The organism is Pseudomonas sp. NFR02 (assembly GCF_900119375.1).
Lineage (GTDB): Bacteria > Pseudomonadota > Gammaproteobacteria > Pseudomonadales > Pseudomonadaceae > Aquipseudomonas > Aquipseudomonas paracarnis.
This window is the reverse complement of sequence record NZ_FPJJ01000002.1, coordinates 18,873-44,245: the sequence shown is the minus strand read 5'-3', so window position 1 is coordinate 44,245 and position 25,373 is coordinate 18,873. Positions and strand designations below refer to the sequence as shown.

Here is a 25,373-nt window from a genome sequence, read left to right as displayed (position 1 = left end):
TCGAGCCCTCCTTCGTATTAACCATGGCCGCAGGCTCATGCCGCCGCCCCCCGCATCAAGGCTTCCTGGCCCAGGTCTATGCGCCCCAGGACCTTGACCTTGGATGTGCTTCCCAACTCAGCGAAAGACAGCACCGGTACATGGTTGAACTCTTCCAGCAGCAAGGTCCGCAATGGGCTGCGCAAGTCTTGCGCCACCAACATCACACTTTTGCTCTTGGCCCTTAGAACAAAGGCTTGGTTGAGCAAACTGATAAAGGCCGCGCTGTGGTTCTCGTCCAGCGCGAAAAACACGCCGGTCTGGGTCTGGCGCAGCGCCTCGCGCAGGATGTTTTCGCTCTGCGGAGATAACAGCCAGGCATGCAGGCCATCGGCCTCGCTGTACTGGTGGTAGATCTGTGCCTTGAGGGCAATGCGCGCATAGTCGGCCAGGGCTTCCGGCTCACGCTCATGCTGCCCGTACTCGATCAGCGACTCGACAATCAGCCGCACTGCTCGCAGCGGTACGCCTTCACTGGCCAGGCGTTGCAACACCGCCGAAAAACGCGAGAGCGGCATGATGCGCTGCAGTTCCTGCACCAGTTCCGGCTGGTTATGCTCAAGCCAACTCAAGATCGACTTGCTCTCCTGAATCCCCAGGAACTGCGGCCCGCTAAGCATCATTGCCTGCCTCATGCGCTCCAGGATCAGGTGCGTAGCCGTGAAGCGCTCCAGCTCTGGGTCCTCCAGCAGCGGATCATCAGGAGGCAACCAGAGCCAATCCTGTTCATCCCGCTCAGCCAGCCCCGGTATGGCGTGCTCAGGCTCAACCGTCAGCGCCTTGCGCTCAACAGCCACATGGTTGACCACTGACGCCCTGACCATGGGCACCTCATGCACGCAAAAGCGCATTTCATCGGCGGCCAGGGAATCATCGAGTTCAACTTCGAACGGCGGCAATGTCAGGCCGATATTGGCGACCAGCGAGTTTCGCGCCTGGCGAATCCCATGAATCAGGTCCGTCACCTCAGGCGTTCCGCGCAGCACGGGGGAAAACTGCAACAGGTAGGGGCGCGACGGATCAAATCCGCGCAAGTCCTCTTTACCGTTCTCTTCAGGTCGAACGACCTCAGCGGCTTCGTTGGCGGGCTCTGCCTGTCGTTGACGCTGGCGTACCAGGTAGTAACCCACACAGCCGGTGATCAGCGCGATAAGAATAAACACCAGGGTAGGCATGCCCGGCACTAGGGCAAACGCAAGCATTCCCACCGAGGCAATCACCCAGCTCTTGGGCTCGCTGGTCATTTGCCGAGCAATTTCGACGCCCATGTTACTGACGCCTTTGCGTCCATCCGGCGCCACGCGGGTGATGATCATGCCCGCAGTCAGAGAGATCAGCAGCGCTGGAATCTGTGCTATCAGGCCATCGCCAATCGTCAGCACCGAATACAACGAAATGGAATCGGCAGCGCTCAACCCGTGCTGGAACATGCCCGTGGAGAAGCCGCCCAACAGGTTGACCACGACGATGATCAAACCGGCGATGGCGTCGCCTTTGACGAACTTCATGGCGCCATCCATGGCCCCAAACAGCTGGCTTTCACGCGACAGCTGATCGCGTTTGTCGCGCGCCTGCACACCGTCAATCAACCCGGCACGCAAATCGCTGTCGATAGACATCTGCTTACCCGGCATTGCATCCAGGCTAAATCGCGCCGCGACCTCGGCAACCCGCTCCGAACCCTTGGTGATCACCAGGAAGTTGACCAGGGTCAGGATCAGGAAGATCACCATCCCCACCGCCAGGTTTCCCCCCACCACAAAATTACCGAACGCCTCAACGATGTCACCGGCGTCCTGTTCCAACAAGATCAGGCGCGTGGTCGCGATCGACAGCGCCAATCGAAACATAGTGGTCAACAACAGGATCGACGGGAACGACGAGAACGCCAAAGGGCCCGGTAGATAAAGCGCCAGTACGATCAACAGGCAAGATATGCAGATATTGAGAGCAATCAGAATATCTACCAGCCAGGTCGGCAGTGGAACGATAAAGATAAAGATAATGGCCATGACCACCACAGCGCCCAGCACTTCAGCTCGCTGTGCCACTTTGAGCAGTAAGCCATTGATGGTCGACAGCAGGGTCACGTCATAGCCTCGGCCAGCTCAGGAGAACGCTGGGTTCCGCCATCGATCCGGTTCAGTTCGTCCATCACCGCTACAAACTTGAACAAGGTTTCCTCACGGACTCTGGTGTCAGGCCACAAGGCCAAAGGTAACTGCCGGATCAGAGGGTAAAGCGCGTTGAGAGCTGTTAATTGCCTGGTAGGCGAACCACTCCCCATCTCATTCCCCAACCGCAGAATTTCATCGGCGCCTATGCCGCTGCTGGCATATCCGAGCAGGCGCTGCAGCAGCGTAACGGCCTCATCCTCCATCTCCAGGCGCTGCTTGCACGTCACGCAACTGGCCAGCACTGCGCTCAACTGCCCGCAGCTTCGCAGCCCCACCAGCAAGGAGCGCAGCAATGGTGTAGGCACCGAGGACACCAAGGCGGCAATATCGTCTGCCAGGGCTTTACGCATCACGTTAAGCCCTTCTTGAAACCCATCACCGCCGTATACACCCAGCAGGGCTTGCATCATTGTTGCCAGGGATTGGCGCGTGACCACGCTGGCGTAGTAGAGCGCACGTAGGGCCTGGCGCTCCTCGGGGTCCACGCTGGCGGCTTGCAGTGTTAAGGCGATGTTCAGGCCGGCCTGGATTTCGCCCTTGAAACGCGCCTCCAGCTTGGCGATGGCTGCGTGTGCCAGGGCCGCTTCGGATTTACGGACTTCAGCGTCCGCCTCGCTCACCACATGCTTGAGCACCACGAAAGCACGCGCCGGGTCGCCTCCGGCGAGGTCGAGCAATTTTTCGAGACTGGCGCTTTGCAGCAACTGCATCCTGATTCGGCGCGAAACCGAAGCCATGCTCGCCTGGGCCGGGTGACCCAACTGGTCATAAAGCTCCACCAGCTTTTCAGCCGCAGGCACGCGCACGCCCATTTGCCGATGGGCCAGCGGGAGCTTATTGAGCTCCACTTCCTGATTGAACAGATGGGCCAGTTCGTCGACACCCTTCGCAGGTGCAGGCACGGAGCCAGTGTTGATAACAGGTTGATCCGAGCTTTGGACCGTTTGCACATCGTTGCGAGATTCGACTTTCATGGACAGGCCAGTTCAGGAAGAGTGTTTTCCCTGTGTGGCGAGGCCCACCCATACGGTTCCATAGAAATTTGAGGCTGAGCCGGGTTTGAAAAGACTTGCACAGGCACCTGGTCCCCCGTGCAAAAGTCTGCGTAAAAACACCTCCATTCAAAATATTTATCTATGTATATCAAGCTATTAAACGATTTTTTCTCTTTGGCACACGCAGTGCAATCGGGTTCCTGTCGATACGTTTTCGACTGCGTCTACCTTAAGGAAAAAATCATGAATATCCCTATTGAAGCCTTAGTTCACCTTGGTGGCAATTCGCCTCAATTCATGCTCCATCTGACAGACGATCAACAGAAAAAACTGCGGCGCTTCATTCACAAACGGGTCCTCAACCCGGAAGACGCGGATGATCTATTGCAACTGACTTACTTGGAGGCCTGGCGCAATCGCGAGCGCTTCAGTGGTACCGCGACGCTCAGCACCTGGATGTGTGGCATCGCGCAGAACCTGATCCGCAATCACTTCCGGCGCCTGTATGCCAAGCCCTCTCATTGCGAATTCGACGAGTCGCTGTGGCATGGCCATGAAGAAAACCACAGCCTGGATTGGGAATTCGAGGTCAACCGACGCCTGGAAAATACCCTGAGCGCAATTGATCACTTGCCCACAGAGATGCGCAGAACACTGTATGCCTCCCTGGAAACCGACGGCAGTTACCAGGACACCGCCGACGTACTGGACATTCCTATCGGCACCGTGCGCTCGCGCCTGTCACGGGCACGCGAACAGCTCAAGCGCGTCACCCACACCCCACTGCATCAGTAAGTTGAACTAGCCAGTCAAGCGTTGGGCGACAGGGATATCTGCCCAACACTGTCGGACTGGGCCCGTGAGTAGACCTTCGAAGACGCTTAGCGCTTGCGCTCCCCTCATGCACGGTGCATTCGCCACCGCCCGTCGCCAAAATCAGCGCTTTGGCTTAAACAGTTGAAAGCGTAGAAAAATTTTCAACAAAAACGCTTGACGCATTGCCGTTCCAAGCGAATAATGCGCGCCACTTGGCTACATAGCTCAGTTGGTTAGAGCATAGCATTCATAATGCTGGGGTCCGGGGTTCAAGTCCCTGTGTAGCCACCAAGTACTAAAAACGGCTTACCGAAAGGTGGGCCGTTTTTTTATGCGCGCAAAAAAACTCCCCAACTGTATTTTGACGCCCCCCAACCCCACTGTTAGTGTCCTGCCTCCCCTAAACACGGAGTGCCCCGATGCAACTGGACATCTACCAAGTCGACGCTTTCAGCCACCATCCCTTCGGCGGCAACCCGGCAGCGGTGTGCCCACTCACTGAGTGGCTGGCCGACGAGCAACTGCAGCAGATTGCAGCCGAGAATAATCTTTCGGAAACCGCGTTCTTTGTACCCCGTGGCGAGTTCTATGAGTTGCGTTGGCTCACGCCGGAAGTCGAGGTGGATCTGTGCGGCCATGCCACGTTGGCAGCCGCGTGGGTATTGATCCACAAGTTGGCGGACGCCCCGCAGGTTCTGCGCTTTGCCACCCGTAGCGGCGAGTTGCGGGTAACGCGCAACGGCGATGAGCTGGCGATGGATTTTCCGGCCAAAAAACCCGAACGCTGCGAGCCGCCCCACGGCATGTTGAGCGCCCTGGGGCTTGAAAACGCCGAGGTGTTTGGCACCGACGACTACATCGTGCTGGTGGAAGATGAAGCACAGGTGGCGGCTCTCACACCGGACTTTGCGCGGCTCAAAGGCCTGCCTAAACGCGGGGTTGCGGTGACCGCTAAAAGCACTCGGTTTGATTTTGTCTCGCGCTGGTTCGGCCCGAATGTGGGCGTTAATGAAGACCCGGTTACCGGCTCGGCGCACACGTCGCTGGCACCTTTCTGGGCCGAGCGCCTGGGCAAATCGCAATTGAGCGCCGAGCAAGGCGGCCAGCGTAAGGGCCAGCTGCGCTGTGAACTGCAGGGTGACCGGGTGATTATTTCCGGCAAGGCCGTGCTGTACATGCAAGGCACGATTTACCTGTAAACAACGCAGTAGCCCAAGGACCACAGCACCTTCTCAACATGAACGGAGTTCAGCGCGTGTTTTTGATTTCCCGCCGCAGTCTGACAGTCATCGCCGCAACCCTGGCCCTCGCCGCCTGCCACACGCCCGTCAACGAACAGCCTCCGGCGCCAGAGCTGGGCTCGGGCTACCGCACCGACCTGAGCACCCGCCACGCCGAGCGCCATATGGCCGCCGCCGCCAACCCGCTGGCCGCTGAAGCCGGGCGTGAAATGCTGCGTCAAGGCGGTTCAGCCATTGATGCGGCGACTGCCATGCAAGCGGTATTGACCCTGGTGGAACCGCAGTCTTCCGGCATCGGCGGCGGTGCGTTCATCATGCTGTGGGATGGGCACAACGTGCAGGCTTATGACGGCCGCGAAACTGCGCCGGCCGGGGCCACGGAGCGTCTTTTCCTGAAGGCCGACGGTACGCCCATGGCGTTCACGGATGCGCAGATTGGCGGGCGCTCGGTGGGCACTCCAGGGGTATTGCGCGCCCTGGAGATGGCGCACAAAAAGAGCGGCCACTTGCCATGGGCCAAGCTGTTTGAACCGGCGATTCGCCTGTCGGAGCAAGGCTTCGCCATTTCCCCACGCTTGCACAGCTTGATCGCGGCTGACCGTTTTATCGCGCAATCGCCCGACATGGCGGCGTACTTCCTGAATGCCGATGGCTCGCCAAAAGCCACCGGCACGCTGTTGAAAAACCCGGCTCTGGCCGCGGTGTTCAAGCGCATCGCCAAGGAAGGGCCGGATGCGCTGTACCAAGGATCGATTGCCGATGAGATCGCACGCAAGGTGCAGGGCCATCGCAATGCCGGCAGCCTGTCCCAGGCTGATCTCAAGGGCTACACCGCCAAGCAACGCGCACCGCTGTGCACCGACTACAAACAATGGAAGGTCTGCGGCATGCCACCGCCGTCCTCGGGCGGGATTGCCGTGGCGCAGATCCTCGGGACACTGCAGGCGCTGGAAAACCGCACCCCGCGCCTGGCCATCGCCCCTATGACACCGGTCAAGAGTGCCTCGCCGGCCGGGCTTGAGCCGACACCCGAGGCCGTGCACCTGCTCGCCGAAGCCGGGCGCCTGGCCTTTGCCGACCGCGCGCTGTACGTGGCCGATGCAGACTTCACCCCCGTACCCGTCGCCGGCCTCGTCGCACCGAGTTACCTGGCGCAGCGCGCCACGCTGATCGGCGAACGCAGCATGGGCATCGCCAAGCCCGGCCAACCCGCCGGTATTCAGGTAGCGTATGCGCCAGACCGCTCGCCGCTGCGCATCTCCACCTCACAGGTGGTGGCGGTGGACGACCAGGGCGGCGCCGTGTCGATGACCACCACGGTTGAAGCGGCATTCGGCTCTCATGTGATGGTCCAGGGCTTTTTGCTCAACAACCAGATGACCGACTTCTCGTTCATCCCCGCAGAAAACGGCCAGCCTGTAGCCAACCGCGTACAACCGGGCAAACGCCCACGCTCGGCCATGGCGCCGACCTTGGTGTTCGACCGCAACTCGGGCGAACTGCTGGCTACCGTCGGCTCCCCCGGCGGCTCGCAGATCATCGAGTACGTGAGTAAATCCCTGGTGGCCATGCTCGACTGGAAGCTCGACCCGCAGGCGGCCATCAGCCTGCCCAACTTTGGCAGTCGCAATGGTGCTACCGAGTTGGAAGCTGGGCTGTTCAGTCCGGCGCTGAAACAGGCGCTCAAGGACAAGAGCCACGCCCTGAGCGAGATCGAGATGACCAGCGGCGTGCAGGCCATCGTGCGCACACGGGATGCCCAGGGTAAGGTGACGCTCAGTGGTGGCGCGGACCCTCGGCGTGAAGGTGAGGCGTTGGGTGATTAAGGTGTTGATCTATCCGTACAGGCTTATAAAAAAAGACCTGCACCCTTACGCCTTAAATCCTACGCGGAGCGCCAGAACTCAAAGTGCCATGTCATCTTTTGCGATAAAAACCTTCTTGAGCAGCCCCATCTCACCTGCGATTTTCTGGCCCGCCCTTTCTTGCCAGAGGCTACGTCAAAGACGTAGAATTTCGCGTGTTCACTCTCATAGAATCCCCTCTCTTCAGCAGGCAATGGCCTGACTATTGGACTGAAGATGAAAAAGGTATCTTCATGGCGTTTCTCGCCAGCCATCCTGATGCTGGAAATGTCATTCCGCGCTCGGGAGGTTGCCGAAAGATACGCTGGAGCATGGAGGCCGGGGTAAAAGTGGATCAGTGCGGGTCATCTACACCACACAACTGGAGTGCGGAGCAGTCGTCGCGCTACTGATTTATGGCAAGAGCGCCACGGAGAATATTCCGGCACATATCCTGTACAAAATCGCAAAGGAAATGAACCATGCCACTCACTGATAAAGAACTGAAGGAACGTGACGCCAAACGCAATATAGGCGAAGAACTACTCACAGCCATTCAGGATGTCAAAGCGGGACGTTACGGTGCCGTGCAGCACGTTGAGGTCACTCAGGCTGCCGAAGCAAGAAGCAAGACAGGGCTCTCACAACCCAAATTTGCCGAGCTTCTGGGCGTGTCAGTAAGAACCCTTCAAGAATGGGAGCAAGGGCGTCGCGCACCTTCCGGAGCAGCACGTTCGCTACTGCATATTGCGGCCATAAGGCCGGACGTTTTTCGCGAAGTACTCAGTAACGCCTGATCGCGTTACTGCTTCGGGCCAATCACTGGCGGTTGATCTTCAAGCCCTTGCGCCCCGCATGCCGCTCCAGCGCCAGCTCGATCAACCGGCTCACCAGCTCGCTGTAGCTCATGCCTGCCGCCTGCCACAGCTTGGGGTACATGCTGATGCGGGTAAAACCGGGCAGTGAGTTGATCTCGTTGATCAGCACTTCGCCGTCCTGCGTCAGGAACACATCCACCCGCGCCAACCCGGCGCAGCCCAACACTTCAAACGCCTCAATGGCCAGGCTGCGGATCCGCTCGCTGGCGTCATGACTGATCGCCGCCGGCACCACCACCTGGGCGGCCTGGCCATCGATGTATTTGCTGTCGTAGGAATAGAAACCACTGCTCACCACGATCTCGCCACAACCACTGGCGATGGGCTCGTCATTGCCCAGCACGGCGCATTCGATCTCACGGCCCTGGACGGCGGACTCCACCAGCACCTTCTCATCAAACCCCAACGCCAGTTCAACGGCAGCGCGGTACTCGGCTTCGCTGCCGACTTTGCTTACCCCCACCGACGAACCCTGGTTGGCGGGCTTGACGAACATCGGCACACCGAGCTTGCCAGCGGCCGTTTCAAAAGAGGTGCGCGCCGCATTAGCTCGCGTAAGGGTGATGAACGGCGTGACCGCAATGCCCGCGTCGCGCAGCAAGCGCTTGCTGATGTCTTTGTCCATGCACACCGCCGAGCCGAGTACGTCGGAACCGACGAAGGGCAAGTCCGCCATGCGCAGCAAGCCTTGCAGGCAACCGTCTTCACCGAGGGTGCCGTGGACAATCGGGAAGATCACGTCGATGTGTTCCAGCACGCCCTGGCCAGAGGTCTCTACCACTTGCTGGCTGGCCTTGCCGGGCACCACGGCCAATTCACGGTTGGACTGGTTGAGGGCGATGAGCGCCGGGTTTTCCTGGTTGAGCAGGAAGTTCGAGGTGTCATTGAGGTGCCAGTGACCGGCCTTGTCGATACCGATCAAAACCGGCTCGAAGCGTGAGCGATCAAGGGCATCGACAATGTTGCGCGCCGATTGCAGCGAGACCTCGTGCTCAGCCGAACGGCCACCAAAAATAATCCCTACCCGCACCTTGCTCATGACCCGGCCTCACTGTTGAAAGTAAGGCTTCTTACCATGGGTGGTTAGCGATTCGCTACCAGATGTGCACCGAATAACAGGTAGCAGCTCCCGGCAAAGCGGTCGAGCCACTTGCGCGAACGGCTGTAGAGGTTGGCCATGTGCTCGCTGGAAAACACCAGGGCGACGCTGCAATACCAACTGAACGACAAGGTAGCCATGGTGATGACCGCCAGCGTCAACAGCGCCGGCGAGGGTGACGGTGGCATCGTCGAGGCAAAGGCTGTGGCGACGAACAGAGCTGCCTTGGGGTTGGACAAGTTGCCCAGTAAACCGAAACGCCATGCGGAAAATAGTGACCGTCGCGGCTCATCGGGCAACACCGTCTGCCCCGTGCTCGGCGCCGAGCGTTTGAACAGCTTCAGCCCAAGATAGATCAGGTAGCAGCCGCCGATGATCTTGAACGCCAGGTACAACATGGGCGCGGCGGTAAACAGCGACTTGATGCCCAAGCCACCAGCCAACCCCCAGATAATCGTGCCGGTCGCCACGCCCGCCGACGCCACCACACCGTGACGCCGCGAACAGCTGGCGGCCAACTGCGCCGTATTGAAGAAGTTGGGACCGGGGGTCACCACGGCGACCGTCCACAGCAGCGCGAGCGAGACCAGCGGCGCCACATAGGCAGGGTTGAAAACATCCATGAGGAGCACCACCAGCGCAGTATACGAACAGGGAGCATAGGCCTCGCCCCACACCTGCACAATCGTACAAGACCCCAGCAGACAACCGGTGCAGACTCAGTTAACGTGTTTCCACTTCCTTTTGTGACAAGTCACCATGGGCAACCCCATCCACTCCCTCGACTGGCTGCACCGCGCGCCCCACGCCAGTGGCCTTGACCGTATCGAGGCGTACTTTGCCGGCTTTGCCTTCGACCCTCATCGCCATGACACCTACGCCATCGGGCGCACGTTGTTCGGCGTACAGAGTTTTCATTATCGCGGCGGCACGACCCACAGCCTGCCTGGCACCACCATGGTGATCCACCCGGATGAAACCCATGACGGTCGCGCCGGCAGCGACGAAGGCTTCAAGTATCGGATGATTTATGTGGAGCCGGCGCTGATCCAGCAGATCCTCGGTGGCCAGCCGTTGCCGTTTATCCCCGACGGCTTGTCCACCGACCCACGGCTGCACCGCGCCAGCGAAGTGTTGCTGCAGAGCCTGGATTGCCCGATAGACCCGATGCAAGAACAAGACGCTATGTTCGACCTGGCCCACGCGCTGAGCGCTGCGTCCGGGGCCCTCATTCGCCGTAAATCCTTCGACTACGTCGCGGCCGAACGCGCCCGTGAATTCATCCACAGCGCCCTGGGCCGCAGCATCAACCTCGATGAAATTGCCGACCATGCCGGCCGCGACCGCTGGGCGTTATCGCGGGATTTTCGTCTGTTGTTCGGCACCAGCCCCTACCGCTACCTGACCATGCGCCGGCTGGACCTGGTGCGCCACTTATTGGCCCAGGGCCAATCGTTGGTGGATGCGGCGATGACCGCTGGCTTTACCGACCAAAGCCACATGACCCGCCAATTTCGCAGCACCTACGGCATGCCGCCATCGCGTTGGGTGAAAATGCTCGGACGCTGAGTACTGGGTTGGAATACGTTCAAACTGTGGGAGCTGGCTTGCCTGCGATGCAGACACCTCGGTACATCAGGTACACCGAGGTGATGCCATCGCAGGCAAGCCAGCTCCCACAGTTGATCTTCGTGGCTTTGCGCCTCTGTCAGAGCTGGCGCCCGACAACCGGTTGACCAATGGCCAGGAAGTTTCCGCCCGCCACATGGTGCAACGTGCGCAGTTCATCATGCCCCTCAAAATGCCAGCGCCCCTCGCTGAATACCCGCTCATCAGCATAGGCCGCGACCACTTCGCCCAGGAACAGGTCATAGGCCTGCTGATTATGCGGCTCGGGCAGCAGGCGGCATTCCAGCCAGGCCACGCAGCCTTCCAGCATCGGCGCCTCGGTGTGCTCACCGCTGAAAGTGTGCAGGCCATAGGCTGCGAATTTGTCGGTTTCAACGCCGCGGGTATTGCCCACCGTCTGCACCAGATCAGCCTGCGCAACACAAGGCACCTGCAGCACAAAAGTGCCGGCGCCTTCCAGTAGTTGGCGGGTCCAGGTGGCCTTGTCGAGCACCACCGCGACTTTCGGTGGTTCGAAATCCAACGGCATGGCCCAGGCAGCGGCCATGATATTGCGCTGGCCGTTGTGGGCTGCACTCACCAACACGGTCGGCCCGTGGTTGAGCAAACGGTAAGCCTTGGACAATGGGACGGGGCGACGGAACGTAGGGCTCATGGTCGATCAGCTCTGCAAGCGAGAAAAGACCTACGATACCTCAAGCACAAGCCCGACAGGTCAGCTCGACAGCTGATTGGCAAACTGCCCGACCGCACTCACCACCTTTTGCGCACCGTCCTGAATCTCGACGATCACGGTACCCGCCTCCGCCGCCAGGGCCAGGCCCTGCTCGGCTTGCGCACGACCGTCGGCCATCAAGGCCACCGCGTCGCGGGCCATGTCCTGGTTCTGGCGCACCACACCGACAATTTCCTCGGTGGCTTTGCTGGTGCGTGACGCCAATTGCCGCACTTCATCGGCCACCACCGCAAAGCCCCGCCCCTGTTCACCGGCACGCGCCGCTTCGATGGCGGCGTTGAGCGCCAAGAGGTTGGTTTGCTCGGCAATGCCGCTGATGGTCTTGACGATGCTGCCGATCACTTGGGACTGGGCATTCAGCGCCTCGATACCTTCGCCGGCCTGCTGCATGTGCTGGGCCAGGTCGCGCATCACGTCCACGGCCTGGGTGACCACAGTGGTACCGCGCTGGGCGCTGTCGTCGGTTTGCAACGAGGTGCTGTAGGCAATATTGGCGGCCTCGGCCACCGCCTGCTCGCGGTTGACCTGGTCGGTAATGACCGTGGCGAACTTGACCACTTTGTACAACCGCTCATTGGCGTCCAGCACCGGGTTGTAGGTGGCCTCCAACCACACCAGGCGGCCGTGGCTGTCCACGCGTTTGAAGCGCGCGGCGACGAACTCACCGGCGTTCAGGCGCTTCCAGAACTGTTGGTATTCGGCACTGTTGTATTCCTGTGGTTCACAGAACATACGGTGATGTTTGCCTTCGATCTGCGCCAGACTGTAACCCATGGCGCCGAGGAAGCGGTCATTGGCGGTGAGTACATGCCCCTCCAGATCGAACTCGATCAACGCGGTAGAACGCATCAGCGCGGTGATCAGGTTTTCATGTTCACGCGAACTCTCGATGGTGCGAGTAAGGTCGCTGGAGAACATCGAAAACTGCTTGATGCGCCCCTCAGAACTGCGCACCGGCTGCACGATTGAGCGCAACCAGGCTTCCTTGCCATTGCCGCGCATCAGGCGCACGGCGCCGGCAAAGTGTTCGCCGCGGGCCAGCGCGTGCTTGAAGCGCAGCTGGAACTCGTCCTGGCGCACGTGGGCCGGCACCAAGTCTTCGATCGCGCGCCCGACAATCTCGCCCAGCGAGTAAGCCAGCTCCTGCAGGAAGTTGGCATTGGCCCACTCCACACGGCCTTCAGGGTCCAGCGTCAGGCAGAGCATTTCGCTTTCCAGGCTCTCTTTCACCTGAAGCAAGCTCGACAATTCTTCGCGCAGAGCGGTCAGCTCCTGCTTCAGGCGGGTATTGAACATGGGGCACCGTTAGGCAAGTGAGGTGGGTGTACTCCCTTGCATCGGCGCTGCCGGGGTTTTCTGAAGAGCGCTTGAGCCCTGGGCCGAACTATATTTTCAACCGCCATTGTTACGGCATACGCCCATGACCTGATATTCCAGGGTATTGAGCTTGCCGCTGGAGTCTTCATAGGTCATGCGCGACGGCACGGCGTTGCACGAGCGGATCGGCGGCGTCACGTTGACGACCTTGGCAATGTCCAGGTCCATGCCATAGCGGTACGCCTGGACCTCGGGCACCGGCTTGCCTTTTTTGATGGCGTAGGCGGCCATGGCTTTCTCATTGCGCTCCATCATCAGGGCAAAGGTGCGATCCCCACCCCCTTCGGCCAGTGCGCCGAATGACAACACAGCCGTTAATACAGCCAAACCTGCTTTATAAAAGTTCATCGCGGTTTCCTCGACTGAAAAGTTCAGTGTCGAGATTAACCAACCCACCCTGACGCCAGGTTCACCAGAACATTACTTATTTGTTAGATGGCCGTTAGTTTCCAGAATTGTAATCTTCGCGCCATGCAGCTGTTATCCGTCGTTTGCAACTATCAGCCAGGGCCAGATCAATAAAAACGCCCGCCTCTATAAGAAGCCGATAACTGCCATCACCGAGGAGCGCATCATGAGCATTCGTCATTACACCCTTCCCTTTTCACTGATGGCTGCACTGCCCATGGCCGCCTTGGCGGTGGAGGACAAGCCCGAAGGTTTTATCGAGGGCAGCCGCATCAACGTGCTGGCACGCAATTTCTACTTCAACCGCGATGACCGCAAAGGCCAGTCCAGCCCCACTGGCAATGGTTACTCCGAAGCCTGGGCCCAGGGCTTTATCGGCAAATTCGAATCCGGTTTTACCCAGGGCACCGTGGGTTTTGGCCTGGACGCGTTCGCCATGTACGGCCTGACGCTTGACTCGGGCAGCGGCCGCAGCGGCGGCAAAGGCTCGTTCGGCGTGCTGCCGGTGAACAGCGACAACCAGCCGGAAGACAGCTACAGCAAAATCGGCGGCGCGGCGAAACTGCGCGTGCTGGACACGGTGATCAAGGCCGGCGACGTGTTCCCACTCACCCCGGTGGTGGCCTACGGCGACTCTCGCCTGTTGCCCGAGAGCTTTCGCGGCGTCACCCTGCAAAACACCAGCCTGGAAGGCTTGAGCCTGCAAGGCGGGCGCCTGAGCGGCATGAGCCAGCCCAGTGAAAGCGGCATGAACAAAGGCTTTGCCACCTTCTATGCAGGCAAGGTCGACTCGCCCTGGATCGCCTACTTCGGCGGTGACTACCAGCTCAACAGCCATCTGGGCTTTAGCCTGTACAGCAGCCGCTTGAAGGACGCCTGGGACCAGTACTACTTCGGCAGCAATGCCAATTACGCATTGACCGACGACGTGTCATTGTTCGGCGACTTCAACTACTACAAGGCCGTGGACGAAGGCCAGAAACGGCTCGGCGAGTTCGACAACAACATCTGGAGCGCCAGGCTCGGGGTCAAGGTCGGTGCCCACAGCCTGGCCGTGTCGCACCAGCGTAACAACGGCGACGATGACTTCGACTATCTGCGCCAGTCTGATTCGATCTTCCTCAACAACTCCATCCAGTACAGCGACTTCAACGCGCCCAAGGAGCGCTCATGGATGCTGCGCTACGACCTGGACATGCAGGCGTTCGGCATTCCCGGCCTGTCGTTCATGACCCGCTACGGCAAAGGCACCGGCGCCGACTACAGCAACGCCAATGCCGTGTATATGCGCCGCGATGCAGCGGGTAACCCCTTGACCGATCAACGCCGCTGGGAACGGGATATCGAGGCCAAATACGTGGTGCAAAGTGGGCGTTTGAAAGATTTGTCCCTGCGCTTGCGCCAGGCCACCGTGCGCTCCAGTGCGTTCGAGTCAGACCTGGAAGAAGTTCGTCTGATTGCCGAATACCCATTGGTCGTGCTGTAGCCCTTACATTCGCTCGCGATTAACTAACATCTGTTCACAAATAGCCAGTTATCAAAATTGTAATATTGGCCTCAGCTTCTCGTTAAGTGGAACTTTCTATACTCGCTTCAACTTATTCACCCGAGCACATTCATCTCTGAAGCTTTTGTGTAGCTCCTTTGGAAAGAGATGAATTTTTAACGCCCCGCTTGGGGCGTTTTTTTTGCCTGCGACACATGCGACCGACGGTCGCAGTTGACCCTAAAGCTACTTTAGCCTTCAGACTTTTCCCACTTCCGAAACCGCCGCCATAGGGACATGGGCGCCTTCTCTCCCCCTAATTCAAGAGGTAACCCCCATGCGTATTCTTGTGGTTGAAGACGAGCAGAAAACCGCCGACTACCTGCAACAGGGCTTGAACGAAAGTGGCTACGTGGTCGACTGCGCCGCCAATGGCGTCGACGGCCTGCACCTGGCAGGGCAACACGCCTATGAACTGGTGATTCTGGACGTCAACCTGCCGGGCAAGGATGGCTGGCAAGTACTGGAAGAATTGCGCCGCAACGGCACCCAGCGCGTGATGATGCTCACCGCCCGTGGCCGGCTGGCTGACAAGATCAAGGGCCTGGACATGGGCGCCGACGATTACCTGGTCAAGCCGTTCGAGTTTCCCGAACTGCTGGCCCGCGTGCGCACCTTGATGCGTCGCAGCGAGCACATTCCACAGCCGGAAGTGTTCCGCGTCTCGGACCTGGAACTGGACCCGCGCCGCCACCGCGCTTATCGCGGCACCCGGCGCATCGACCTGACCACCAAGGAGTTCGCCCTGTTGCAAGTGCTGATGCGCCAGGCCGGCGAAGTGCTGACCCGCACACAGATTATTTCCCTGGTCTGGGACATGAATTTCGACTGCGACACCAACGTGGTCGAAGTCTCCATCAGCCGCCTGCGCGCCAAGGTGGATGACCAGAGCGAGGTCAAGCTGATCCACACCATTCGCGGCGTGGGCTACGTGCTGGAAGCGCGCCCATGAAGACCGGCAGCCTGTCGATGCGCCTGGGCTTGACGGTCAGCCTGATGGGCGCGGGCCTGGTGTTGCTGCTGGCGACCCTGGCCTACCTGGCCCTCACCCATGAGCTGGAAAAACTCGCGCGCAAGAACCTGGAAAGCAAAATGGAACAGATCCAGCACAGCCTGGCCCTGGGCCTGGACGCCCACGCCATTCGCGGCCGCCCGCACTCGCTGATGGACCTGGTGATCGGCCACGACAATTTCCACCTGACCATCGTCGGCACCGCGCCCGATAACAGCGTGCTGCTGAACGTCGGCAGCAAGCCCCAGGAGCCACTGCTCACCGACTTCAAGCCACGGGAAACCCTGGGCTACCTCAATTGGGTCGACAGCTACGGCAACCAGATACTCAGTGCCTCCAGCTTGATGCGCCTGGCCAACGGTGAACGCGTGCGGGTGCTGCTGTCCCTGGACCGCATGGACGACCAGGCATTGCTCAGTGCCTACCTGCGCGCCACGCTGATTGCGCTGCCGCTACTGCTGATACTGATTGGCATGGGCGCCTGGTGGCTGGTGCAACGGGGCCTGGCGCCGTTGAAGCAGTTCAGCCAGGTGGCGGCGAAAGTCACCACCCAAGACCTCACCCATCGCTTGTCTGTGGACAACCTGCCCCACGAACTGGGTGAACTCGCCCACGGCATCAACGTGATGCTCGACCGCCTGGACGCCGGGGTGCAGCAACTCTCGCAATTCTCCGATGACCTGGCCCACGAACTGCGCGCGCCCTTGACCAACCTGATGGGCAAGGCCCAGTTGACCCTGTCGCGCCAGCGCCCGCCGCAGGAATACAAGGCGGTGCTGGAATCCAACACCGAAGAGCTCGAACGCCTGGCGCGGATTGTCAGCGACATGCTGTTTCTGGCGCAGGTCAGCCACCCGGCGGCCCGGGCCTCATTCACCGAGGTGTCCCTGGCGCAGGAAGCCCAGCGGGCGATGGAGTTGTTTGCCCTGAGTGCCGAAGACAAACACATCACCCTGAGCCTGCGCGGCGATGCCTGGGTGACGGGCGATCGGCTGATGATCCAGCGGGCGATTTCCAACTTGCTCTCCAATGCCATTCGCCACACACCCGAGGCCTCTACCGTGTTGCTGTTGGTGGAGACCTACGAGCAGAGCGTATCGCTGTCGGTGGGCAACCCGGGGCGAGGCATTGAAGCGCACCACCTGCCGCACCTGTTCGAACGTTTCTACCGCGCCGACAGCAGCCGTACCCGTGCCGAGGGCGGCACCGGGCTGGGGCTGGCCATCGTGAAATCGATCATGCATTTGCATCAGGGGCATGCTCATGTCACCAGCCAGCCTGGGCGTTTTACGCGGTTCAGCCTGGTGTTTCCCCAGGCTCTGGAAGCGCCGTTGGCCCCCTGTGGGAGCGGGCTTGCCCGCGAAGGCGGTGTATCCGTCAGTAAAGGTATCGACTGACCCGGCGCATTCGCGAGCAAGCCCGCTCCCCCAGGGGGGTTGCGGCGTTTTCACGGTTGTCAGGCGGTCTCTTCATCGCGGCGATGAGCCCATTGGTACAACGCCGGCAGCACCAGCAAGGTCAGCAAGGTCGAAGAAATAATCCCGCCAATCACCACGGTCGCCAATGGGCGCTGCACTTCGGCACCGGTGCCGGTGGCGAGCGCCATGGGGATAAACCCCAGGGACGCCACCAGCGCGGTCATCAGCACCGGGCGCAGACGGGTCAACGCGCCTTCGTGGATCGCCACCGATAATGAGCGACCTTCCTCGCGCAGGTTTCGGATGAAGGCGATCATCACCAGGCCATTAAGCACCGCAACGCCCGACAAGGCGATAAAGCCCACCCCCGCTGAAATCGACAACGGAATATCGCGCAGCCACAGCGCCATGATCCCGCCGGTGAGCGCGAAGGGGATGCCGGTAAACACCAGCAGGCCGTCCTTGAGGTTGTTGAACATCATGAACAGCAACCCGAACACCAACAGCAAGGCCACCGGCACCACGATGCGCAAGCGTTCAGAAGCCTCCTTCAACTGTTCGAACTGGCCGCCCCAGATGGTCCAGTAACCGGCGGGGACTTTCACCTGGGTGGTGATGGCGGCTTCGGCCTCCTCGACAAACGAGCCGATATCGCGCCCGCGCACGTTGGCGCTGACGATCACCAGGCGCTTGCCGTTCTCGCGGCTGATCTGGTTGGGGCCCAGCACCAGGTCGAGGCTGGCAACCTGGGACAAGGCGATAAAGCCCAACTGCCCCGAGGTACTACTCGCCAGCGCCGGCACCGGGATCAACAGGCGTGACAAGCCGTCGATATCGGTGCGCAACGTATCGGACAAGCGCACCACCATATCAAAACGCCGATCACCCTCGTACAGCGTACCGGCCTGGCGCCCACCGACCGCGACGGCGATGGTGTCCTGCACATCACCTACATTCAGGCCAAAGCGAGCGGCCTTGTCGCGGTCGATATTGATGGTCAGCACCGGCAGGCCGGAGGTCTGTTCCACCTTCACTTCCGAGGCGCCGTTGAGCTTCTGCAAGGTCTCGGCGATTTCCCCAGCTGTCTGGTTGAGCACCGCCATATCATCGCCAAACACCTTCACCGCCACATCGCTGCGCACTCCGGAAATCAGCTCGTTGAAACGCAACTGGATCGGCTGCGACAGCTCATACACGCTGCCCGGCACAATCGCGCTGGCCCGTTGGATGTCAGCGATAATTGCCTCGCGGGACTTCTTCGGGTTCGGCCATTGGTCCTTGGGTTTGAGCATCACGTAGCTGTCGGAAATATTCGGCGGCATCGGGTCGGAGGCGATTTCCGCCGTACCGGTGCGTGCAAACACCCGCTCGATTTCCGGCACTTGGGCCAGTAAGGTTTTTTCCAGTTGCTGCTGCATCTGCACCGATTGGGTCAGGCTGGTGCCGGGCACACGCAGCGCCTGCTGGGCAAAGTCGCCTTCGCTGAGGCTGGGGATAAATTCACTGCCCATGCGGCTGGCAACCAGACCCGAGACGACGATGGTGAGTGCGGCCAGGCCGAACACCAAGGGCCGACGCACCATCACCCAGTTGAGCACCGGGTCATACACCCGGCGTGCACTGCGCATCACAATGTTTTCTTCTTCCTTGACCTTGCCGGTGACAAACAACGCAATCGCCGCCGGTACGAAGGTCACCGACAGAATCATCGCGCCGAGCAAGGCAATCACCACCGTGAAGGCCATCGGGTGGAACATCTTCCCGGCCACGCCCGTGAGGGCGAAGATCGGCAGGTACACCACCATGATGATCAACTGCCCGAAGATCAGCGCGCGTCGCGCCTCCTTGGCCGCGGCGAACACTTCGTGCAGGCGTTCACTGCGGGTCAGCAACCGGCCATGACGGTGTTGCGCATGAGCCAGACGGCGGATGGCGTTCTCGACGATCACCACCGCACCGTCAACGATAATGCCGAAGTCCAGCGCGCCCAGGCTCATCAGGTTGGCGCTGACTTTGTTGGTGAACATGCCGGTGAAGGTGAACAGCATCGCCAGCGGAATCACCATCGCCGTGATCAGCGCTGCACGGATATTACCCAAGAACAGGAACAACACCGCCACCACCAGCAATGCACCTTCGAAGAGGTTTTTCTTCACGGTGGCGATGGCTTTTTCCACCAGGTTGGTGCGGTCGTAAACAGTGACAGCCACCACGCCTTCGGGCAGCGAGCGGTTGATCTCCTCAAGCTTTTTCGCCACCGCCTGGGACACGCTGCGGCTGTTCTCGCCGATCAACATGAACACCGTGCCCAGCACCACCTCACGGCCGTTTTCGGTGGCGGCGCCGGTACGCAGCTCACGACCAATGTCGACCTGGGCCACATTGCGCACGCGGATCGGCGTGCCGTCCGAGGTGGTGATGACAATGTTGGCGATGTCGTCGATAGACGCCACCTGGCCCGGCGCGCGGATCAACAACTGTTCGCCGCTGCGCTCGATGTAACCGGCGCCGACGTTGGCATTGTTGCGCTCCAGCGCCGTGACCAGATCGTTGAGCGTCAGGTTGTAGGCGGCCAGGCGCTTGGGGTCTGGCGCAATCTGGTATTCCTTGGCGAAGCCGCCGATGGTATTGATCTCGGCCACGCCTGGCACGTTGCGCAGCTGCGGTTTGATGATCCAATCCTGGATCACCCGCAGGTCGGTGGGGGTGTAAGGCGTACCGTCCTCTTTGCGCACACCGTCCTCGGCTTCGACGGTCCATAGGAAAATTTCCCCCAGGCCAGTGGAAATCGGCCCCATCGCAGTTTCGATGCCGTCGGGCAATTGCTCGCGCGCCACTTGCAGACGCTCGTTGACCAGTTGGCGGGCAAAGAACAGGTCGGTGCCGTCCTTGAAAATCACCGTGACCTGGGACAAACCGGAACGCGACAGCGAACGCGTCTGCTGCAGGCCCGGCAGGCCGGCCATGGCGGTTTCGATGGGAAAGGTGACGCGCTGCTCGGTTTCCAGCGGCGAAAAACCGGCCGCCGCCGAGTTGATCTGCACCTGTACGTTGGTGATGTCAGGTACCGCGTCGATGGGCAGTTTCTGATAGCTGGCGATGCCGACACCGGCCATCAACAGCACCGCCAGCAACACGATAATGCGCTGCTCGATGGCGAATTGGATAAGGCGCTCAAACATGGGGAATCACTCGCAGGATCAATGGGCGTGTTCGGCCGAGCCTTTGCCCAGTTCGGACTTGAGGATGAAGCTGCCAGCCGTCGCCACCAGCGCGCCGGCCTCCAGGCCTTTACGCACTTCGACGTAACCGTTTTCACTGACGCCCAGTTCAAGATGGCGGGTGATAAAGCCGTCCGCCGTGCGCACAAACACCGAGGGTTTGTCCTCGACGGTCTGGATAGCGGTTTGCGGCACGGTGACCTTGGCCTGGTAGGTATCGGTGGCCACTTGCACGGCCACGAACAAGCCCGGGCGCCAGGCGTCGTCAGGGTTGGGGACCGTTACGCGCACGGTGGCGGTGCGCGTCTGCTCACCGAGCAAGTTGCCCACATAGGCCACGGTGCCCAGCACTTCGGTGCCCATTTCCGTCGAGCTGACTTTCACCGGTTTGCCCACGCGAACCTTGTTCAAGTCTTTGGGAAATACGCCGAAGGTGACCCACACCTGTGACAGGTCCGAGAGGGTGAAGGCATTGCTGGTTTCACTGACCACCTCGCCCACCCCCAGGTGTTTTTCCACCACCACACCGGCGAAGGGCGCACGCAGTTCATAACGATTGCCGCCGGCCAATACGGCGCTGCCGCTGAGGGCGGTCATCTTTTGCCGCGCATTGTTCAGGGCGATTTCGGCTTCTTGCAGGGTCTGCCGCGCCAGCAGGTAATCCTGTTCGGCAGAGATTTTGTCCTGCCACAACTGACGCTCGCGCTGGAAGGTGGTACGCGCCAGTTCGACCCGGCGCTCACTGGCCGCCAATTCGCTGCGCTGGTCGGAAATCTGCTGGCTGGCGATCACCGCCAACAGTTCACCCTTCTTCACCGACTGGCCCAGGTTGACCTTCACCGCCTCCACCACGCCTGCCGCACGGGGCACGATATGGGAGGTACGGTCTTCATCAAAACGCACTTCGCCCGGCAGCGTCAGCACGGTGCTGATGGCACGCGGTTGCGCCTGGGCCAACTGGATGCCGGCGGCTTGAATCTGCTGCTCGGTGAGTTCGAGCTTGCCTTCTTCTTCCTCGGCGTGGGCGAAGCCGGAAAGCATCAGGCCCAGGGCGACGGCGAGCGCCATGCCATGTTTTTTGTTCATCAGAAGACTCCAGGAAAAATCAAAAGCGGGCGAGGTCGCCGTAAATGCGTTCGATGCGTACCCAGGCCTCGGTGGCCTGGGCGGTGGCCGCAAGGTATTGGGTGCGGGCCGCGATCAAGGTGCGCTGGGCGTCGAGCACGTCGAGGAAGTTGAACTTGCCCATCTCGAAGCCACGGGTGGCGCTGTCTACCGCACTTTGTGCGGCGGGCAGGATCTGCTGGTTGAACGCGCGCACTTCGGTATTCGCGGTCTGCCACAGGTCCAGGGCCTGGCGGGTTTCGGTGCGCAGGCGCAGCTCCGCGGCGTTGCGCAGGTCGCGGGCCTGGTCGGCGCGTCGGGTGGCCGCGAGGATGTTGCCCTGGTTGCGGTTGAACAACGGGATCGGCATCGACACGCCCACCAGGTTCACCCGTTCGCGCACGCTGGCGTCGTATTGACTGCCGATGGACACGTCCAGGTCCGGAATGCGCTGGGCTTTTTCCAGGCCCACGCTGGCTTCGTTCTGCACAATGTTGAGTTCGGCCAGGCGCAATTCGGCGGTCTGCTCAAGGCGTGCCAACAATGGCGCGGCGGCGGGTAACGCCGGTACGGAAGTGCTTGGCGTGGCGACGACCTGGAAGTCGGTGGCGGCGCTGCCGGTGCTGGTGGCCAGACGACGGTAGGCGTCAGTGAGGCCGATCTGTGCGCGGTTCAATTCCAGACGGATTTGCGACACCTGCACCTGGGCGCGAGTGGCTTCCACGGGTGACGACTTGCCAGCAGTGACGCGCCCGTTGGCGACCACCAGGCCGCGTTCGGCAAGCGTCATGGAGCGTTGCGCCAGGTCGAGGCGTTCCTGGGCACGCAGGGCGCCGTAGTAGCTGTCGATGACCTCGGCGCGCAACAAGTTGCGACGCTGCTCCAGGGTCAGCGCGGCGGCATCCTGGGCGCGGGTGGCCACTTCGATACGCGCACCGCGCTTGCCGCCCAGTTCCAGGGTCTGGCTGAGTTTGATGCTGGTGGTGCGGCTGTTGCGGCGGGTGTCTTCGGCGTCCCAGGAGGCCACCGGATTGGGGATCAAGCCGGCCTGTTGGCGGCCGCCTTCGGCGATGTCGATTTCCCATTGTGCGGCCGCCAGGTCCGGGTTGTTGGCGAAGGCGGTTTGCAAGGCAGCATCGAGGGTGAGGGGTTGTGCCTGGGCGGCGTTTGCGGATATCCACACTGCCAATGCCGCCGCCCCCAACAGTGTTCTAACAAAAATTGCCATAACGAGAGTTCCACGCCCATGAAGTCGCTGAGGTTTCCCAGCGGGGGCAATGTAGCTTTCGGTACTTATCAGGGCCGTGGGCGAAAGATTACAAATCCGTTAGCCAGGCTCAGGCATGCACTTCGTCATGCTCGTCGTGCGTGAATCCCTCGCCCTCCACTTGGATCGTGGCGTGGGAAATATCGAATTGTTCGTGCAGTAACTCCGTCACTCGGCTGAGGATCTGTTGCTCGCTGCCTTGGGACGCATCCGCGACCAGGTGCGTACTCAGCACGTTCTTGCCACTGGTGAGGGCCCAGATGTGCAGGTCGTGCACGTCCTTGACCCCAGGCACGCTGCGAATGCCCTGCTCCACCTGCTCGATGTCCACACCCTCCGGCACACCTTGCAGCAGGATGTTCATGCTCGCCTTGAGCAACGTCCAGGTGCGCGGCAATACCCAAAAGCCAATGGCGGCCGCGACCACGGAGTCAACCCAACCCCAGCCAGTGAACATGATCACCAGCGCGGCAATGATCACGCCGACGGAGCCCAGCATGTCGCTCCAGACTTCCAGGTAGGCGCCCTTGACGTTAAGGCTCTCGCCACTGGCAGCGCTGAGCAGGCGCATGGAGATCAGGTTGACCACCAGCCCCAGCAGCGCAATCACCAGCATGCCGGTGGACTGGATTTCGGCGGGCGCCTGCAGCCGCTGGTAAGCCTCGTACAAGATGTAGAACGCCACGGCGAACAGCAGTAATGCATTGAAGGCGGCCGCCAGGATCTCGAACCGCGCATAACCGAAGGTGCGCTTGCGGTCTGCCGGGCGCTTGGCGACCTGGATCGCCACCAGGGAAATCGCCAGGGCCAGGGCGTCGGTCATCATGTGCGCTGCATCGGACAACAGCGCCAGGCTGCCGGTGACAAAGGCGCCGATGACTTCGGCCAGCATGAAACTGCCGGTCAGCCCCAGGGCGATCCATAACTTGCGTTCGTGGCCGGCGCGTACTTGGGCGTGGCTGTGTCCTGCGCTCATGAAATGTCCTCGTGGGTTGGGATGGGGCGGATCATAGAGCTATAGGCCAGTTCCACTGGCATGGTTTGCAAAATTGTCATCTGAGCGCCAGAGCGTCGTTAGCTTCGGGCGCACCAAAATCGTTCATGCACGCGTTGGGGGAGCGCTATCAGGTATGCTTTTCAGGCTGAAACAAAAAGAAACACATTAGCCAACCTGCTCGATAAGGAGTCCCGTCTTGGAGTTATCGACTGCCGCGTGGATGGTTCACGACACCCGCCTCATGCTCTGCGTACTGTTGGCGATCGCCAGCATCATTGTGCTAATCAGCGCGACCAAACTGCCGCCCTTCCTGTCGATTTTGATCGGCACCTTTATCGCCGGGGTCGGCGCCGGCCTGCCGCCGGAAGAAGTGGCAAAGGCGTTCAGTAAAGGCGCCGGGGCGTTTCTCGGCGAAGCCGGGATCATCATTGCCCTGGGTGCGATGCTCGGCGCGCTGATGGCCGAATCCGGCGCGGCCGACCGTATTGCCACCACGTTGCTCGGGCTGGGCAAAGGCAAGTCATTGCCCTGGGTGATGGCGTTGGTTGCCATGGTGATCGGCCTGCCGCTGTTCTTCGAAGTGGGCCTGGTGATGATGGTGCCGATCATCTTTGTGATGGCCAAGCGTTCAAACCAGCCATTGCTGAAAATCGCCATCCCTGCGCTGGCGGGCATGACCACCCTGCATGCCTTGATGCCGCCGCATCCGGGGCCGCTGATCGCCGTGGGCGCATTGCACGCCGACCTGGGCCTGACCATGTTGCTGGGCTTTTGCCTGGCGGTGCCGGCCGTGATCCTGGCAGGGCCGCTGTATGGCAACTGGCTGTCCAAGCGCCTGCACGTGGATGAACCGGCGGATATCGGCGCCTTGTTCAGCGCACCGCCCAAGGCCCCGCGCCAGCCGAGCTTCGGTGTGTCATTGCTGATCATTCTGTTGCCGGTGATCCTGATGCTCGGCAGCACCTTGGCCAAAGTCGCGTTGGCGCCGGAAAGCACCCTCGCCCTGACCTTGAAATTCCTCGGTGAACCGCTGGTCGCCCTCGGCCTGGCCGTAATCGCCGCGGTCGTCTGCCTGGGTTGGGCGGCGGGCATGCCACGCGCCGACGTCGGCAACACCCTGCGCAAAGCCCTGGCGCCTATCGCCGTACTGCTGCTGACCATCGGCGCCGGCGGCGGCCTCAAGCAAACCCTGCTGGACGCCGGCGTCAGCCAGACCATCAGCAAAGTCGCCGAAGGCGCGCACATGCCCTACTTGCTGCTGGCCTGGCTGATTGCCGTGGCCCTGCGCCAGGCCACCGGTTCGGCCACCGTGGCCACCACCACGACCGCCGGCATCCTCGCGCCGATGATGGCCGGGTTGGCGGCGACTCAAAGCTCATTGGTCGCCCTGGCCATCGGCGCCGGCTCGGTGTTCTTCTGCCACGTCAACGACGCCGGATTCTGGATGGTGCGTGAGTACTTTGGCTTGCAGTTGAAGCAGACAATCTGGGTGTGGTCGGTGCTGCAGACGATTGTTTCGGTGGTTGGGTTGGTGGGTACCTTGTTGCTCTGGCACTTCCTGACCTGACC

The 25,373-nt window shown here is 60.8% G+C and carries 19 protein-coding genes, 1 tRNA gene and 2 pseudogenes; 10 read left to right on the top strand and 12 right to left on the bottom strand.

The annotated features are described in order from the left end of the window. Window positions 1–35: 35 nt before the first annotated feature. Together sctV and BT199_RS05850 are read right to left on the bottom strand one after the other, a co-directional pair. Entirely contained in the window at window positions 36–2,129 is a 2,094-nt protein-coding gene (gene sctV / locus BT199_RS05855; RefSeq protein ID WP_014716809.1) for a type III secretion system export apparatus subunit SctV, read from the bottom strand. After that, a complete protein-coding gene (locus BT199_RS05850) occupies window positions 2,126–3,190 on the bottom strand; it encodes a TyeA family type III secretion system gatekeeper subunit (RefSeq protein ID WP_014716808.1) in 1,065 nt (354 codons plus the stop codon). Before BT199_RS05850 ends, sctV begins: the two co-directional genes overlap by 4 nt. Before the next feature lie 264 nt (window positions 3,191–3,454). On the opposite strand from BT199_RS05850, the gene BT199_RS05845 reads away from it, so the two are divergent. The 5 genes from BT199_RS05845 (at window position 3,455) to BT199_RS05825 (ending at window position 7,909) form a co-directional block, all read left to right on the top strand. Beyond that, a complete protein-coding gene (locus BT199_RS05845; protein ID WP_014716807.1) occupies window positions 3,455–4,006 on the top strand; it encodes an RNA polymerase sigma factor in 552 nt (183 codons plus the stop codon). 235 nt (window positions 4,007–4,241) lie between these two features. Further along, a tRNA-Met gene (locus BT199_RS05840) sits at window positions 4,242–4,318 on the top strand. Between the two features lie 128 nt (window positions 4,319–4,446). Beyond that, complete coding sequence (locus BT199_RS05835) at window positions 4,447–5,226, top strand: PhzF family phenazine biosynthesis protein (RefSeq protein WP_020301448.1); 780 nt, start codon at window positions 4,447–4,449, stop codon at window positions 5,224–5,226. Between the two features lie 38 nt (window positions 5,227–5,264). Next, window positions 5,265–7,094, top strand: coding sequence for a gamma-glutamyltransferase (gene ggt / locus BT199_RS05830; protein WP_072434136.1), 1,830 nt, complete (start codon window positions 5,265–5,267; stop codon window positions 7,092–7,094). Between the two features lie 500 nt (window positions 7,095–7,594). Further along, window positions 7,595–7,909 (top strand): helix-turn-helix domain-containing protein, encoded by a 315-nt coding sequence (locus tag BT199_RS05825; RefSeq protein ID WP_019817027.1) that lies wholly within the window; start codon window positions 7,595–7,597, stop codon window positions 7,907–7,909. A 22-nt stretch (window positions 7,910–7,931) separates the two neighbouring features. Here BT199_RS05825 and ddlA read toward each other — a convergent pair whose 3' ends face one another. After that, entirely contained in the window at window positions 7,932–9,029 is a 1,098-nt protein-coding gene (gene ddlA / locus BT199_RS05820; protein ID WP_038448779.1) for a D-alanine--D-alanine ligase, read from the bottom strand. Between the two features lie 44 nt (window positions 9,030–9,073). Next, window positions 9,074–9,712, bottom strand: coding sequence for a LysE family translocator (locus BT199_RS05815; RefSeq protein WP_072434135.1), 639 nt, complete (start codon window positions 9,710–9,712; stop codon window positions 9,074–9,076). A gap of 136 nt (window positions 9,713–9,848) precedes the next feature. On the opposite strand from BT199_RS05815, the gene BT199_RS05810 reads away from it, so the two are divergent. After that, a complete protein-coding gene (locus BT199_RS05810) occupies window positions 9,849–10,658 on the top strand; it encodes an AraC family transcriptional regulator (protein WP_072434134.1) in 810 nt (269 codons plus the stop codon). Window positions 10,659–10,797: 139 nt separating this feature from the next. Here the strand turns inward: BT199_RS05810 and BT199_RS05800 are convergent, their stop codons facing one another. From BT199_RS05800 to BT199_RS05790, 4 genes and pseudogenes are all read right to left on the bottom strand, one after another. Continuing rightward, a complete protein-coding gene (locus BT199_RS05800) occupies window positions 10,798–11,373 on the bottom strand; it encodes a flavin reductase family protein (RefSeq protein ID WP_072434132.1) in 576 nt (191 codons plus the stop codon). 60 nt (window positions 11,374–11,433) lie between these two features. Then, window positions 11,434–11,865: pseudogene (locus BT199_RS27645) on the bottom strand (methyl-accepting chemotaxis protein); the annotation flags it as partial. A 108-nt stretch (window positions 11,866–11,973) separates the two neighbouring features. Further along, window positions 11,974–12,660, bottom strand: a pseudogene (locus BT199_RS27640) (PAS domain-containing protein); the annotation flags it as partial. Window positions 12,661–12,846: 186 nt separating this feature from the next. Beyond that, window positions 12,847–13,179 (bottom strand): DUF2790 domain-containing protein, encoded by a 333-nt coding sequence (locus tag BT199_RS05790; RefSeq protein WP_014716799.1) that lies wholly within the window; start codon window positions 13,177–13,179, stop codon window positions 12,847–12,849. Window positions 13,180–13,405: 226 nt separating this feature from the next. Between BT199_RS05790 and BT199_RS05785 the strand changes: the two genes are divergently transcribed. The 3 genes from BT199_RS05785 to BT199_RS05775 all read left to right on the top strand — a co-directional run bounded on the left by BT199_RS05785 (window position 13,406) and on the right by BT199_RS05775 (window position 17,194). Further along, window positions 13,406–14,725, top strand: coding sequence for an OprD family porin (locus BT199_RS05785; protein WP_038448772.1), 1,320 nt, complete (start codon window positions 13,406–13,408; stop codon window positions 14,723–14,725). A gap of 337 nt (window positions 14,726–15,062) precedes the next feature. After that, window positions 15,063–15,737: a heavy metal response regulator transcription factor gene (locus tag BT199_RS05780; protein ID WP_014716797.1), complete on the top strand. Its 675-nt coding sequence runs from the start codon at window positions 15,063–15,065 to the stop codon at window positions 15,735–15,737. Beyond that, entirely contained in the window at window positions 15,734–17,194 is a 1,461-nt protein-coding gene (locus BT199_RS05775; RefSeq protein ID WP_072434131.1) for a heavy metal sensor histidine kinase, read from the top strand. Before BT199_RS05780 ends, BT199_RS05775 begins: the two co-directional genes overlap by 4 nt. Window positions 17,195–17,253: 59 nt before the next feature. On the opposite strand, the gene BT199_RS05770 is transcribed toward BT199_RS05775, so the two are convergent. The 4 genes from BT199_RS05770 to BT199_RS05755 all read right to left on the bottom strand — a co-directional run bounded on the left by BT199_RS05770 (window position 17,254) and on the right by BT199_RS05755 (window position 23,783). Continuing rightward, window positions 17,254–20,397, bottom strand: a complete 3,144-nt coding sequence (locus BT199_RS05770) for a CusA/CzcA family heavy metal efflux RND transporter (RefSeq protein ID WP_072434130.1) — start codon at window positions 20,395–20,397, stop codon at window positions 17,254–17,256. Window positions 20,398–20,415: 18 nt separating this feature from the next. Further along, window positions 20,416–21,522: an efflux RND transporter periplasmic adaptor subunit gene (locus BT199_RS05765; protein ID WP_072434129.1), complete on the bottom strand. Its 1,107-nt coding sequence runs from the start codon at window positions 21,520–21,522 to the stop codon at window positions 20,416–20,418. Between the two features lie 19 nt (window positions 21,523–21,541). Beyond that, on the bottom strand, window positions 21,542–22,768 hold the full coding sequence (locus BT199_RS05760; protein ID WP_032902209.1) for a TolC family protein: 1,227 nt from the start codon (window positions 22,766–22,768) through the stop codon (window positions 21,542–21,544). Between the two features lie 109 nt (window positions 22,769–22,877). Continuing rightward, complete coding sequence (locus BT199_RS05755; RefSeq protein WP_047712521.1) at window positions 22,878–23,783, bottom strand: cation diffusion facilitator family transporter; 906 nt, start codon at window positions 23,781–23,783, stop codon at window positions 22,878–22,880. Between the two features lie 217 nt (window positions 23,784–24,000). On the opposite strand from BT199_RS05755, the gene BT199_RS05750 reads away from it, so the two are divergent. Then, window positions 24,001–25,371 carry a GntT/GntP/DsdX family permease gene (locus BT199_RS05750; RefSeq protein ID WP_072434128.1) on the top strand — a complete coding sequence of 457 codons (1,371 nt, stop codon included), beginning with the start codon at window positions 24,001–24,003 and terminating at the stop codon, window positions 25,369–25,371. The last annotated feature ends 2 nt before the right edge of the window (window positions 25,372–25,373 follow it).

What these genes read in the sequence shown, in the direction of transcription:
- BT199_RS05850 (WP_014716808.1), bottom strand. Translation starts at nt 3,190, where the DNA reads ATGAAAGTCGAATCTCGCAACGATGTGCAAACGGTCCAAAGCTCGGAT.
- BT199_RS05845 (WP_014716807.1), top strand. Translation starts at nt 3,455, where the DNA reads ATGAATATCCCTATTGAAGCCTTAGTTCACCTTGGTGGCAATTCGCCT.
- BT199_RS05835 (WP_020301448.1), top strand. Translation starts at nt 4,447, where the DNA reads ATGCAACTGGACATCTACCAAGTCGACGCTTTCAGCCACCATCCCTTC.
- ggt (WP_072434136.1), top strand. Translation starts at nt 5,265, where the DNA reads ATGAACGGAGTTCAGCGCGTGTTTTTGATTTCCCGCCGCAGTCTGACA.
- BT199_RS05825 (WP_019817027.1), top strand. Translation starts at nt 7,595, where the DNA reads ATGCCACTCACTGATAAAGAACTGAAGGAACGTGACGCCAAACGCAAT.
- ddlA (WP_038448779.1), bottom strand. Translation starts at nt 9,029, where the DNA reads ATGAGCAAGGTGCGGGTAGGGATTATTTTTGGTGGCCGTTCGGCTGAG.
- BT199_RS05815 (WP_072434135.1), bottom strand. Translation starts at nt 9,712, where the DNA reads ATGGATGTTTTCAACCCTGCCTATGTGGCGCCGCTGGTCTCGCTCGCG.
- BT199_RS05810 (WP_072434134.1), top strand. Translation starts at nt 9,849, where the DNA reads ATGGGCAACCCCATCCACTCCCTCGACTGGCTGCACCGCGCGCCCCAC.
- BT199_RS05800 (WP_072434132.1), bottom strand. Translation starts at nt 11,373, where the DNA reads ATGAGCCCTACGTTCCGTCGCCCCGTCCCATTGTCCAAGGCTTACCGT.
- BT199_RS05790 (WP_014716799.1), bottom strand. Translation starts at nt 13,179, where the DNA reads ATGAACTTTTATAAAGCAGGTTTGGCTGTATTAACGGCTGTGTTGTCA.
- BT199_RS05785 (WP_038448772.1), top strand. Translation starts at nt 13,406, where the DNA reads ATGAGCATTCGTCATTACACCCTTCCCTTTTCACTGATGGCTGCACTG.
- BT199_RS05780 (WP_014716797.1), top strand. Translation starts at nt 15,063, where the DNA reads ATGCGTATTCTTGTGGTTGAAGACGAGCAGAAAACCGCCGACTACCTG.
- BT199_RS05775 (WP_072434131.1), top strand. Translation starts at nt 15,734, where the DNA reads ATGAAGACCGGCAGCCTGTCGATGCGCCTGGGCTTGACGGTCAGCCTG.
- BT199_RS05770 (WP_072434130.1), bottom strand. Translation starts at nt 20,397, where the DNA reads ATGTTTGAGCGCCTTATCCAATTCGCCATCGAGCAGCGCATTATCGTG.
- BT199_RS05765 (WP_072434129.1), bottom strand. Translation starts at nt 21,522, where the DNA reads ATGAACAAAAAACATGGCATGGCGCTCGCCGTCGCCCTGGGCCTGATG.
- BT199_RS05760 (WP_032902209.1), bottom strand. Translation starts at nt 22,768, where the DNA reads ATGGCAATTTTTGTTAGAACACTGTTGGGGGCGGCGGCATTGGCAGTG.
- BT199_RS05755 (WP_047712521.1), bottom strand. Translation starts at nt 23,783, where the DNA reads ATGAGCGCAGGACACAGCCACGCCCAAGTACGCGCCGGCCACGAACGC.